The sequence below is a fragment of the Pseudovibrio sp. SCP20 genome (assembly GCF_057774105.1).
The window spans coordinates 309,051-321,981 of sequence record NZ_JBYMDH010000006.1; the positions used below are offsets into that span (position 1 = coordinate 309,051).

At 50.2% G+C, this 12,931-nt stretch carries 11 protein-coding genes; 3 read left to right on the top strand and 8 right to left on the bottom strand.

The genetic code is table 11. From position 1 onward, the window contains the following. Positions 1–67: 67 nt before the first annotated feature. Together AC3CB2_RS21845 and AC3CB2_RS21850 are read left to right on the top strand one after the other, a co-directional pair. Positions 68–1,498: an amino acid permease gene (locus tag AC3CB2_RS21845; RefSeq protein ID WP_352936382.1), complete on the top strand. Its 1,431-nt coding sequence runs from the start codon at positions 68–70 to the stop codon at positions 1,496–1,498. Continuing rightward, positions 1,498–2,937: an APC family permease gene (locus AC3CB2_RS21850; RefSeq protein WP_008551367.1), complete on the top strand. Its 1,440-nt coding sequence runs from the start codon at positions 1,498–1,500 to the stop codon at positions 2,935–2,937. Before AC3CB2_RS21845 ends, AC3CB2_RS21850 begins: the two co-directional genes overlap by 1 nt. Before the next feature lie 36 nt (positions 2,938–2,973). Here the strand turns inward: AC3CB2_RS21850 and AC3CB2_RS21855 are convergent, their stop codons facing one another. From AC3CB2_RS21855 to AC3CB2_RS21865, 3 genes are all read right to left on the bottom strand, one after another. Then, positions 2,974–3,681 (bottom strand): carbonic anhydrase, encoded by a 708-nt coding sequence (locus AC3CB2_RS21855; protein ID WP_008551562.1) that lies wholly within the window; start codon positions 3,679–3,681, stop codon positions 2,974–2,976. 234 nt (positions 3,682–3,915) lie between these two features. After that, positions 3,916–4,299 (bottom strand): RidA family protein, encoded by a 384-nt coding sequence (locus AC3CB2_RS21860; RefSeq protein WP_014287133.1) that lies wholly within the window; start codon positions 4,297–4,299, stop codon positions 3,916–3,918. 110 nt (positions 4,300–4,409) lie between these two features. Next, on the bottom strand, positions 4,410–4,601 hold the full coding sequence (locus AC3CB2_RS21865; protein ID WP_014287134.1) for a hypothetical protein: 192 nt from the start codon (positions 4,599–4,601) through the stop codon (positions 4,410–4,412). A 532-nt stretch (positions 4,602–5,133) separates the two neighbouring features. On the opposite strand from AC3CB2_RS21865, the gene AC3CB2_RS21870 reads away from it, so the two are divergent. Further along, positions 5,134–6,216: a MaoC family dehydratase gene (locus tag AC3CB2_RS21870; protein ID WP_054785614.1), complete on the top strand. Its 1,083-nt coding sequence runs from the start codon at positions 5,134–5,136 to the stop codon at positions 6,214–6,216. Between the two features lie 127 nt (positions 6,217–6,343). On the opposite strand, the gene AC3CB2_RS21875 is transcribed toward AC3CB2_RS21870, so the two are convergent. The 5 genes from AC3CB2_RS21875 to AC3CB2_RS21895 form a co-directional block, all read right to left on the bottom strand. Continuing rightward, positions 6,344–6,784, bottom strand: coding sequence for a hypothetical protein (locus AC3CB2_RS21875; protein ID WP_352936386.1), 441 nt, complete (start codon positions 6,782–6,784; stop codon positions 6,344–6,346). A 1-nt stretch (position 6,785) separates the two neighbouring features. Further along, a complete protein-coding gene (locus AC3CB2_RS21880; protein ID WP_352936388.1) occupies positions 6,786–7,271 on the bottom strand; it encodes a hypothetical protein in 486 nt (161 codons plus the stop codon). Positions 7,272–7,975: 704 nt separating this feature from the next. Beyond that, on the bottom strand, positions 7,976–9,355 hold the full coding sequence (locus AC3CB2_RS21885; RefSeq protein WP_352936390.1) for a methyl-accepting chemotaxis protein: 1,380 nt from the start codon (positions 9,353–9,355) through the stop codon (positions 7,976–7,978). Between the two features lie 350 nt (positions 9,356–9,705). After that, complete coding sequence (locus AC3CB2_RS21890; protein ID WP_352936392.1) at positions 9,706–11,352, bottom strand: U32 family peptidase; 1,647 nt, start codon at positions 11,350–11,352, stop codon at positions 9,706–9,708. 340 nt (positions 11,353–11,692) lie between these two features. Next, positions 11,693–12,625, bottom strand: a complete 933-nt coding sequence (locus AC3CB2_RS21895; protein WP_014287137.1) for a LysR substrate-binding domain-containing protein — start codon at positions 12,623–12,625, stop codon at positions 11,693–11,695. Between the last annotated feature and the right edge of the window lie 306 nt (positions 12,626–12,931).

The window sequence follows — 12,931 nt, forward strand, 5'->3', positions numbered from 1 at the left end:
GCGCTCTCAGTCTTTTTTCAGGCCCTCATTTTAAAGTTCAGGGTGTCGAGGACTATGCCGGTGGCCCATGCAGCAGGAAAAATCGCCCAGCGCACCACATAAGATCGCCTTTATACCTCTGGTGCTGATCACCACAGCACTGTTTATGACCCTGCGCAACATGCCCATGATGGCAGAAACCGGCATGCAGATGGTCCTGCTCAACGCCATCACAGTCTTCGCTTATCTCATACCAACAGCACTGATTTCAGCCGAACTTGCAACAGGTTGGCCACAGAACGGCGTGTTCCATTGGGTCGAGGCAGCTTTCGGAACACCCATTGGTTTCATCGCCGTTTTCCTACAATGGATCCAATCCATTTTCGGCGTCACATCTATAGTTGCCTACGCCACCGCAACGCTTACCTATGCCTTTGATCCGGAGCTCGGCTCCAACCGCTACTACATCACCTTCTCGGTGCTCGCCCTCTACTGGGCCGCAACGCTCATCAACTTCAAAGGCACGGAAACCTCAGAAAAGATATCAGGATACGCCGTCTCTCTCGGCGTCTTCTTCCCCTCCGCACTATTGATCGTCTTTGGCATCTACTACCTGTTCTCAGGTGAAACCATCGCTCTTGATACCTCGGCGACCGTCGCAAACTGGGTGCCTTCTTTATCCGATACCACCAGCCTCGTTTTCTTCATGAGCTTCGTCTTCGGCTTTGTCGGCATAGAGGTTTCGGCCTGTCACGCTAACGAAGTCGAGAACCCGCAAAAGAACTATCCCCGTGCCATCTTCACTGCAGCCATCGCAGGTTTTGTCATCACTCTGGCAGGTGGCCTAGCCGTCTCCTTGATCCTTGAGAAAGGCAATATCTCCAACATCAATGGAGCACTACAGGCCTTCTCCGCCTATCTGGATGCCTACGGTCTCGCTATCCTCACCCCATTCATCGCTTTACTGGTTGCAATCGGCGCCGCCGGTCAGGTCAGCACTTGGATTGTAGGCCCGGTCAAAGGCATGTGGGCCGCCAGTCGCAAGGGCCTGTTGCCCTCTCGCTTCGCCCAAGCCAATAAGAACAACGTGCCCACAGCCTTGCTTATCCTGCAAGCCTCACTCATCTCCTTGATCGCGCTGAGCTTTGTGGTGTTCGAGAACGTCAACCTCGTCTTCCTCGTGCTCACATCAACCGCAGTGCTTTTGTACTCCATGATGTACTTGCTGATGTTCATCGCAGCCATCCGCCTGCGCTACACTCATCCGCATATCCCGAGGCCCTACAAAGTCCCCGGGGGCAACTGGGGTATCTGGCTTCTGGGCGGCATTGGCATGCTGACCGCCATCAGCTGCTTCGCCATTGGCTTCATTCCGCCGCCATCCCTACCCTTCTCACTGGAGAGCTTTGAGGGACTGATGATTGTAGCTGTCATCCTCGCCCTGCTCATTCCATTGGCCATCTGGTTCATTCATCGCAAAAACGTCCATCACCCTTCTCAGAATGAAGGGCAAAGGTAATGGGCAAAACACCACGCAATCAGCCAAAGCACCACATCACTCTTTGGCACTTGGTGTTTATGACCACAGCCCTCTTCATGACCATGCTGAACATGCCTCTCATGGCACAAACCGGCATGAAGATCCTGTTCTTCAACAGCGCAGTCATTCTCTGCTACATCTTACCGGTCGCACTAATTTCAGCTGAACTAGCAACAGGTTGGCCCAAACACGGCGTTTACACGTGGGTGCAAGAAGCCTTTGGAGCACCCTTTGGTTTTATGGCAATCTTCCTACAATGGTTTCAGGCCATCTTCGCCATGGTCGCTACAGTCGCTTATACCACCGCAGCCCTCGCCTTCGTCTTTGACAGGCCTCTTGATGAAAACCCATGGCTCATGTTCACTGGCGTCATCATCATCTACTGGGGGGCGACCTTCGCCAACTTCCGCGGTACCCGAATAACCAAGCGCATCGCCAGCTATTGCTTGCTGGCAGGCACCATCTTTCCATCACTCACCATGATCACGCTCGGCCTGCTATACGTTTCAGGCCCAGCCCAGCCGGTCATAGATGTCAGCCTCACCACCGCCAATGTGGTCCCATCCCTCTCACAGACCTCAACCTTGTTCCTCTTCCTCAGCTTCCTCTTCGGCTTCATCGGAATGGAAGTCTCTGCAGGCCACGCAACCGAGGTCCAGAACGTCCGCCGCACCTACCCAATCGCGATCCTCATCGCCGCATTCATAGGTTTTTCAATCTCTCTCCTAGGCGGTCTGACCATAGCGATGATCATCCCAGACAAAGAGATATCGAACACCTTGGGCGTGCTGCAAACCTATACAATTTTGCTGGATCACTACGGCGTACCGGATATCCTCCCCATCGCCGCGATGTTCATCGCAGTAGGAGCAGCAGGGCAAGTCAGCACCTGGATCGCTGGCCCAGTCAAAAGCCTCGCCGTTGCTGGGCGTGATGGCATGTTGCCAAAGTTCCTGCATGGCTCAAATGCTTATGACATGCCTGTCCCACTGATGATCGTTCAAGCAACTATCGCCACCCTCATCGCAACAGCATTCCTGCTTCACGTCAAAACGAATGAAGTGTTCCTGTATCTGACGTCAACAGCAGTCCTGCTCTACTCTGTCATGTACCTGCTGCTTTACAGCACCGCTATCCGCCTACGTTACAAACGCCCAAACGTTCCCCGCACCTACAAAGTCCCGTTTGGCAACTGGGGCATCTGGGTTCTCGGCAGCATCGGATTTTCCATTTCCCTCATCGCCTTCCTCATCGGCTTCCGCCCACCCGATGAACCAGATTTCCCCGCGACCACGTACCTTGCGATCATCATCCCCGGTGTGTTCCTCACGCTCAGCGTTCCGTTCATCCTCTGGAAAGTCAGCAGCCCCAACTGGAAGGCCCGCAAGAAAGCAAAAAAGCCACGCCCTACACCGTAGAACGTGGCCTTCTTAAAATTCTTCAGATCAAAGAGCTTATTTTTTCTCTTCCGCAGTCGCAGGAACATGCTCAGCAGTTTCCTGCTCTTTCATGCGAGCCCGCAAATCCTGAGCATCTTCAAAAATCTCTGTTTCTTTGTTCATGACACGCAAGGAGCCAGACCCAATATCAAACCACGCACCATGAATATGCAGGTTACCCTGGGTGACCAGCTTCTCAATGAACGGGAAAGTCATCAGGTTCTTCAGGCTCTGGCGAATACCAGCATATTCCAATGCGAGCTGAGGGTCTTCGTTCTTGTCTACCGGAGTACAAGCCAGCGTAATCGCAGCAGGCTCCAGCATCTTGATCCACGGACCGACAAACTGGCCGGTCTTGCTCAGCTTACCATTACTCTCACGGAACGCCTGTACACCACCGCACTTACAGTGGCCCAGAACAACAAGGTGCTTCACCTTCAGGCCAGTCACCGCATACTCAAGCGCGGCACTGGTGCCGTGTGTACCGCCACCCTGAATAAACGGAGGCACAAGGTTCGCCACATTACGCACCACGAACAACTCGCCCGGTTGCGCGTGGAAAATGCCTTCAGGCGTCACCCGGCTATCACAGCAGGAAATCACCATAACTTCAGGCTCTTGGCCATAGATGGCGAGGTTTTGATATTCCTCTTCAAACTGGCTATAAATCCGTTCTTTATAAAGGCCATATCCAGCCAGCAGTTCTTTCGGAAAATCAGTCATTCGTCGCCATCTCTTTAAAGCCATCTCCAAAAGCCAAAGGCCTTCGGGGATGAGCGAAGTTAATCCTTGAAAGCAGCTTGTCAGCAAAACAGACTGCTTTTGTCCCTCTATGATCTGCCTATATAGCTAAGGCAATCGATCTTTCAACTGGCGATAAGACCAGAAAGCTAAAAGTCTTAACGCTCACCTCATGAGCAAGCAGCTTACCAGTTAAAAGCCGGAGATAAATCGGGTTCAGCCTCTACGCGCCGTCACCTCAATTTCAACCTTCATCTCTTCTTTGATAAGATCACAGATAACCATCGTTGCTGCAGGTCGAATGTCGCCAAAATACTCGCCAAGAACAGCAAACACCGCCTCAACATTACTCCGGTCAGTTACGTAATAGCGCGCGCGCACAACGTCATTAAGCGAACATCCTGCCTCAGCAAGCGCCCCCTTAATAGTCTCAAGAATATTGACGGTTTGTGCGCCAACATCCTCTGGCATCTGCATAGTGGAATAATCGTAACCGGTCGTTCCAGAAACATGAACGAAGTCACCATCGACAACAGCGCGAGAATATCCGGCTGTCTTTTCAAAAGGTGAACCTGAAGAAATAAGGGTTCTCTCTGACATCACAACCTCCCTGAACCAAAGCTCAACATACTGCGGCAGAAACCACCGCCAGCATCCATTGTTTCAAGGATACAACCAACCTCATCCCGATCAATTGAGAAATTGCCGCCTTAATCCTGACTACTTGATGAGAAGAAGCAGCTAAGGCCAAGAGCAGTCCAAAGCGCAATACCGATCCAGTACATCAAAGGATCAACAGATCTGTAGATCACGTCATAGAGAAGCGTGTATCCCGCATAAAGATCCCACGCGACCCAAGCCAGCAATACAACACCAACAATCCGCCAGAAAAAGCTCACCATGGGCACAAACCTCCCTCTACTCATAGTAACGCGTTGATCTGGAAGAAAAACCTGCGGTTTTAGGGGGCCAAACAGTGAACATCACTACTTCAGCCTCTCAAGTGAATCAGCTGAGATTTGCTAACATTTTTAGTGATTCGCTTGCACAATCCTACAATTTCAACGTCAGGATGTAGGTTCAGCTAAAAACACGACACAATTACCTAACTAATATCTACATTTAATTTGCTCATTTCTCCTGATTCTGAGATATAAAGGGGTTCAAACGGACAGAAAGCTTGCTCGTTTCTCTCGAGCTTTTTTGTCGATCATCTGGAGCACGGAGTGCGGGAACCACCACATTATCCGTCAAGCTATTGAATTTGTTTAATAAAACAAGTCAATCGGACAACTAAGGAAAATACAAAGGCAAAAGAAAAAAGATCAAAAGCGACAGATACTATGCGAAGTGTCAACCTTCTAAGGTGTTGCTTGATAACTAAAAATACTTCTTATTCAATGCCTGCCGTGTTGTTGTTGGGGGACTACATACATGACGTTAACTGCGGTTAAGACAAAAACGTCTTGCGGTAACTTTTTTGAAGATTTTCACGTGGGCCAGGTCATAAGACATGGAACACCAAAGACAATAAACGAAGGAGATACTGCTCTTTATACTGCATTGTACGGATCTCGATTTGCGGTACAGTCGGGAACTGCTTTTGCAGAAGAAATTGGCTACCCGTATTACCCACTGGATGACTTATTAGTCTTTCACGTGGTCTTCGGCAAAACAGTGGGAGATATTTCACTAAATGCCGTCGCCAATCTGGGTTACTCCGATTGCCGTTTCCTGATGCCTGTCTATGCCGGAGATACGCTCTCTGCCACGTCAGAAGTCATCGGGCTGAAAGAAAACTCAAACGGCAAAACCGGTGTTGTTTATGTGCGCTCTACTGGCTATCGCCACAAGGAGCCAGGAAACCCTGAAAAGGTTCTGGAATACACCCGCTGGGTCATGGTGAAGAAGCGTGATGAAAACGCGCCCGCACCAGAAACCACCCTGCCGGAGTTGCCAGAAGGCGTTTCTGAAGACACTCTGGGACAAGCCGTTCCGGAGCTATCCATCGAGAATTGGGACTTTGACCTGTCCGGATCTCCATTCCGCTTTGATGACTACGAAGTGGGTGAGAAGATCGATCACGTTGATGGTATGACCGTGGAAGAAGCTGAGCATCAGCTGGCGACACGTCTCTACCAGAACACGGCGAAGGTCCACTTCAATCACCACAGTGAGAAGAACAGCCGCTTCGGCAAACGCCTGATCTACGGCGGTCACGTCATCTCGCTCGCACGTGCGTTGTCTTTCAATGGTTTGGGCAATGCATTCCACATCACAGGCATCAATGCAGGACGCCACGTTGCCCCGCTCTTCGCAGGCGACACCGTTTATGCATGGTCTGAAGTGCTGGACAAAAAGCGGATTGAAGGCAGAAGCGACATTGCAGCCATGCGCCTGCGCCTCGTCGCTACTAAAGATCTCACCTGCGGAGATTTCCCTTATAAAAACGAAGAAGGGAAATACGAAGACGGCGTGATCCTCGATCTGGATTACTGGGTCGTCATCCCGGTCTGATCTTGAAAGATTTAGAGAGGTCAATGGCCTCTCTCTGAGCCAAACAAACCAAATAACAGAATAAAAAACAACACACCCAAAGCCCGGCGCACCTCCTGCCCGGGCTTTTTCAATAAGCTCGAAGAGATTAGCCCAACTCTTGCGCGGGAACCTTCAGTTCTTTCTCCAGAACGCTAAAGTAGTCATTGTAAGCAGCTTCAGAATCTATCGGCTTGTTGTTGTAGGATGCATTTGCACGCACGAGCATCTGTCCATCAACGATTGGAACAACACTCACCGTCATCCTTAACTGGTACCCGTCCAGCTTGGTACCACTGACAGTGCCCAGATCTTTATCAGCGTTCCCGATAACAAATCCCATGTCTTGCATGGTTGTCATCACAGAGCGCATTGTCTTGTCTTTGTCTTCAACCTTAAAGGTTCGAGATTGCACTTGCCGTAAGCCACTTTGCTCTGCTGCTTCAATGTCAAAGACATTGTCCTTGGAGTTCATCTGACAACCTGTTGCTCCAAAGCTCATGGCCAGAATGGCTGCGCAAGCTACTATCTGAGATCGCCTCAATACCATTCTAACCTCCTGTGACTTCCCATGGAATGGATCCACCAAGTGTCTCGTAAAACTGAGTGTAGAGCTCTTCATCGCGGATCGTTTCAGCCTTTGAAACCTTGCCGCGCTGATCCAGAACCACACGTTGCACGCTGATGCGAAGATCCGTTTCGTCGGCACCGTCACCTGCAATCAAAGAAGCTCTGACAACCTGCTCATCATCATATCGAAAACCGTTAACACCAGCAGCAGGCCCAGCCAGCAGCGTCGTCAAGGTCGCGCCAACCACAGCAAGAGCAATCTGTCCACCATCAGTGGCATCGCGTTGCTTTGACCCGACCACAAGCCCAAGCTCAGGATCACTTTGATCAATGGTGAACCCCATATCCTGCAAGGCGGCGGCACCAGCCAAAAGAACCTCTTTCTTTTTTGGTGTCGCAACTTTTCTGGATTGAGCTACCTTCATAACCCTGTGCTTTTCACTTACCTGAAGAACATCTTTAGGCATCTGAGCACACGCCCCCGTTAGCAGCAGCGTGCAGCAAGCAAGAATATTAAATCCGGATTTCATGAATGGCCCCAAGTCAGCACGAAACTGATGCCAGCTTGAGCGGTCACCTGAATATTTTAGTATCTCCTAAATGAGACCAACTAGATATAAAATGATAAATCTACGCGGAGAAAGTTGCCTTACAGGCTAACCGACTAAGCAATTGAGGCAATGACAGAATGAAACAAGCGATGCCCTGATTGTCGTACACAGAGATCATTTAAATTGAAGAGGAACACATACATTTCAATATCTCTGCGAAATTAGATTCCAAAATACAATTCAATTACTTAATTCAATGAAACACATCTAATGGCGTCGCTTACGGCATAAAAGGTTAGCTAGTTTCGTCCAAAACAGAAAAACCAAACAACAATCAAATGATGCCGTGTCTTTTGATCTACACTAAGTAATAATCGTTCATCCCACCCTACTGTGCTCCCCACCAGCATCAAAATCTGTCCGCGAACTGCCAGCATAAGCATCAGCTGAGAACAAAACCGTTTTCGACTAATAAACCTGCTGTCAAAACAGCATAGATGCTCGCACAGAACGTTTAATCAGCCACCAGCACACGCTCTCTGCAAAATCAGGATACGCACTATGCCAAAAGCAGTCAGTCAACCTGACCGCTTCATCAATCACACAACAAGCAAACCTCTTCACCGACGGGTCAGTAGCTCATCCAGGTAGCGGAGGACGTCGACGGATGCGGTCTCCATGCGCTTGTAAGCGGCGTCGGCACCTTCGTGGTTGCCAGTTTCCAGCATGCGGGCGCATTCTTTGCCTTGTTCGTGTACTTCAGCGTGAACGGGCAGAAGTTTCTTGAAAGCAAGGCTATCGCGCACGCGAGGATCTTCCACCTTGTCATACCACTTACCAAGACGACACTGGTGATGATCGGAAAGCTCAGTCACCTGCAAGCTGCTGAGGCCTACGGACATTTCAGCAAGGCGTTTCTTCCAGATGATGTGGTCTGCCTTAGCACGATGCAGAATGAAGTTCGGCACGCCACGCTTCTCAAACTCGGTGAACTGTTCTTCAACGATGGATTCTGACTGAGCAACGGTCTGGATTACATGCTCAATCCGCTCATTCACATCACGCGCATGACCCGCGATGGAATGAACGCCGCGATTGATCTCATGCGTCGCTTCTTCCTGCTGGGTCAACTGGCGCGCAATCTCGCGCATCTGGGTGCTTGCAACACCGACATCACGGAGCACTTCAGAAATCAGGCTTTCAGCATTCTGAGAGTTATCTATGCTCTTACCCACCAGCGACTGCGCATCACTCACAGAGGAGTTCACATCATTCACATGGCCCTGAAGTGTCTCGATCCGGGTCCGGATGTCATCAGTCGCCTGCTGGGTCTGGCCAGATAGATCCTTCACCTCGGACGCCACAACCGCAAAACCTTTGCCGGCCTCTCCAGCTCGTGCCGCTTCAATCGTCGCATTCAGCGCAAGCAGGTTGGTCTGCTTTGCAAGGCCCTCAATCGTGCCAACGAAGGTGCCAATCTGCACTGCTGCTGCCGTCAACTCATTTGCGGCCTCAATCATTGTCTCAAAGAATTGCCCGATATGTTGGCTCGCATCTGCGGACTCACGCGTCGCAGCCTCCCCTTGCTGCATGGCGACATTGGCAGATTCAACGGCATCCGCTGCACCTTGCGCACTGGAGGCGATTTCAGAGAACGAAACGTTCAGTTCTTCAACGCCAGTTGCGATCGTCTGCGCACCTTCATCCGCTTTACGAATATGCCAGGTGATCTGAGAGATCGCCGCCATGGATTCACTGGCCTGCAACGAGTACTCTACCGTCTGACCAAGAGTGGTCTCGTCTTGAGTATCCATCTTCTGTTTCAGCGCCTCAAATCGCTGATAAAGATCTGGTGAAACTCCATCCACTTCAGGCAGCGGACGATCCTCCATCAGAGCCAACAGAAGTGCATCAATACCCTCACGACTGATGAGTTCCACATCCGCTTCATGTGATGCCTGAGCTTTTGGTGAGCCCTTCAACATACCGGACCAATTCATCTCGAATTACCTTCTAAACTGCACATCCAGTGCAGATAATCCCCGACACGCCGCCTTCTCATCCACGCAGCTCATCCGAGCGAGATGAGCATCAAATAAGTAAGATCAGCGTATTTACGTACCCCACGACAAGTCATCCAGTACAATCAGCGCAACTATCCCAACGTCACTTACATGAATTCGGAGGACTCATGTTTCAAACATACATAAATTAATACTAATAATAGTTAACCATCCTAATAAATATGATATTTACCTGAAACTTCAGTAGGTTCCCGCAGAGGCCAAGCAAAACAAAAGCCCCGGCCTTCTCAGACCGGGGCTCACAATGCATAAGTTATGCTAAGCTATCAGCTGACTTCATGCTTCAACGCGTTGCGGGCAAGCATCTCACCCTGCTTCTTGGTTTTCAGAATTTCACGCGCTTTCTCAAACTTAGGATCTTCCCAGAAGATCATGCAGCCGTTACAGCCACGACCACAGCACCCTTCCAGACCAAGGCGTGGAGATTTCGGCTTACGATCCTGACTGCCTTCTGCAATCGCATCAATCAGGCGGTCACGCTGGCTCTCATACTTGTTCTGCTGTGCGTCAGTCACTTCACCACGTGCTTCAATGCGCTCCGCGGTGCGGTCCAACTTCAGGCGGCTCCACTGCTCTGGGGTCAACGGACGTTCTTTACGCACCACAGTGTTAACCGGGAAGCGCTCTTTGAACGTCGCTGCATCTTCTTTATCAAACAGTGTGAATGGAATACGCACAACCGGTTGCTTACCAGCCTGTACTTCCTGCGTCATCTCACCAGACTTCGCATCTTCAAAGTCGTAGATACGCAGCAGGATGCTGTCATCAGACAATGGCTGCAAGAACTCCAGAACCTCACCAGCGACGATCTTGTTCTTCACCTTCATGTAGAAGGCTTCGTCTGTTACATCCTCAATGATACCCGCAAATTCCCATTCACCGATGGAATGCGTATCTTCGTAGTTGTGAGCGTAATTGTTCAGGCGGCCTTCGTGGAACGCAGTGGTGTAGCCACGATTGGCAACGCTGTACATCTCGTCCATGTACTTCTGCGGGTTCCAGTTCTCCGGATCACGGTAATAGTCATCAATCGCCATGCGGTAGGCACGTGCAACAACAGCCACGTAGTACATGGACTTGTTGCGGCCTTCCACTTTCAGCGAGTCCACACCAATGCGCAGGTAGTCATTGAGCTTCGGCATCAGGCAGAGGTCTTTGGAGTTCAGAATGTATGACCCACGACCGTCTTCCAGAATTGGCATCAGCTCGCCCGGACGGCAGCCTTCTTCCAGCAGGAACTCGAACATGCCGATATTGTCTTCGTTCAGCTCAAGCTCGTTGATGGTGCCATCTTTCATGCGCATGCGCACTTTGTAGTTCCAGCGGCAGGAGTTCGCGCAGTTCCCCTGGTTCGCGCCACGCTCCGCCATGAAGTTGGAAAGCAGGCAGCGACCGGAATAGGTCATACACATCGCACCATGAACAAACGCTTCAAGGCGGATATCCGGGCACTTCTCACGAATCTCAGAAAGCTCTGGGAAGGAAACTTCACGGGCCAAAACAACCAGATCCGCGCCCTGCTCTTTCCAGAAGTCAACGGAAAGCCAGGAGCACACGTTCGCCTGCGTGGAGATGTGCAGCGGCACGTTCGGCAGTTCTTTACGCATAAACTGGAACACGCCCGGATCAGCAATGATCAAACCATCTGGATTGATATCGCGAATGGTCTCCGCATATTCCTTCAGCTTAGGAACGTCCTTGTTGTGAGAGAATAGGTTCAGCGTCAGGTAAACACGTTTGCCGTGTTTGTGCGCAAACTCAATGCCTTCAACGACCTGCTCAAGCGTAAACTCTGCCTTCGTGCGCAGGGACATATCTGGCGTACCAAGGTAGATTGCATCTGCTCCGTAAAGAACGGCAATCTTAAGCTTCTGCAAGTTGCCCGCAGGCATCAGGAGTTCTGAGGTTCTCATTCTGGCGACCAAATTCTCTGGTGTTTTCTAAAGCTCTTTTATGGAGCTATTGAGCGGCGCCTCATACTTTGTCTTTGGGAAACAGCAAAGGAGCGCCTGTTTACGGTGCTTCTAAGGGATTTCATCAAGGATGAACAGAAGAATTTTGTCTCAGGTAGATGGGCAGGCCCTAGCCCTCACGAACTGACTGTAAAAATTCAGTTCCTCAAAGCACATCAGATACAAAATCGTTTTCTGAAAACGAAAATGGGTGGGCACATACGTACCCACCCAAATCAAACACTCAGCAATGCAAACTGGCAGTTGCCCGCCCGATACCAGTCACATGCCGTAATGCCTTTTAGTCGACAAGCGCCGCAACCGGCTCATACGCTTCTTCATCGACAAAGTCGTAACGCAGCTGGCTTTCCAACCAATCACGGAAGCTACGGATTTTTGGTTCCGCACCACGCTTCTCACGCCACATCAGCTTATGCTCACGACCATCCCGCTGATACTCAGGGAAAATCGGCACAAGGCGACCAGCAGTCTCTGCTTCTGCACTCAGAAGGTTGGATTCCAGCACAATGCCAAAGCCCTTCTCAGCGGCATCCAGAGCAAGCGCTGCATTCTCAAACACCATCATCTCATTGACGATTGGGTTTGGAACACCAGCCTCAGACAACCATGTTTCCCAGGAAACCGTAGCCCCTTCACTGCGAATAATCGGCAGCTTCAGCAGCTCATTCGGCTTCTTCGGATAACCAAGCGTATCCAGCAGTTCCGGTGAAATCAGAGGACGGAACTTTTCACGTCCCAGTGTCAGCTCTTCAAACTCATCCGGAGTGTTAGATTGGCGCGTGAAGACAAGGTCATAAAGACCGCCTTCAATACTCTGATCAGCACCACTGCTTGAGACAGTTACTGTGATTTCAGAGTTGTGCGCAGTAAAGGAGCGAAGGCGGCGCAGCAACCAGTTACTCGCAAAGCTGGAAGAACAATGGATACTCAACGTATCTCTATTCCCGACAGCTTCAATAGTGCGCGTCGCAGTCGAAATTCTGTCAAACGCCTCTGCAATTTCTGAGGCATATCTATAAGCGGCCGCAGTTGGGAACACAGCACGGGACCGACGCTCAAACAGCTCCAGACCCAAGTGATCCTCCAGCGCTTTGAGCCGGTGACTGACCGCACTAGCAGTAATCGCTAGCTTTTGGGCCGCTGAAACCAAACTCCCAGTTTCCATAACTGCACGAAACGCGACCAAAGCATTCAAAGGGGGCAAACGATTCATGAAATGCCTTATTCTTGATAGAGTGAGAGATACAACGAATATTCCAATTAATGATGTAGACGTAACATAGCGCCTCCCCAATTTGAACACCCTCAAATCAACTAGGTCACGTCAAAAATTATGTAAAAAGCCACATTTCCACAATAGATAACATCGATAGGCAACTACTCAATTATTGATAATCTAAGGAATACTTATAGATAATCAGAATAAATAATCGATACAAATATAATTACAGAGAAAGAACATAATTTCCTGAATTTTACGCTAGGAAACCATAGAATAATGCTAAGATACACGCTCAGG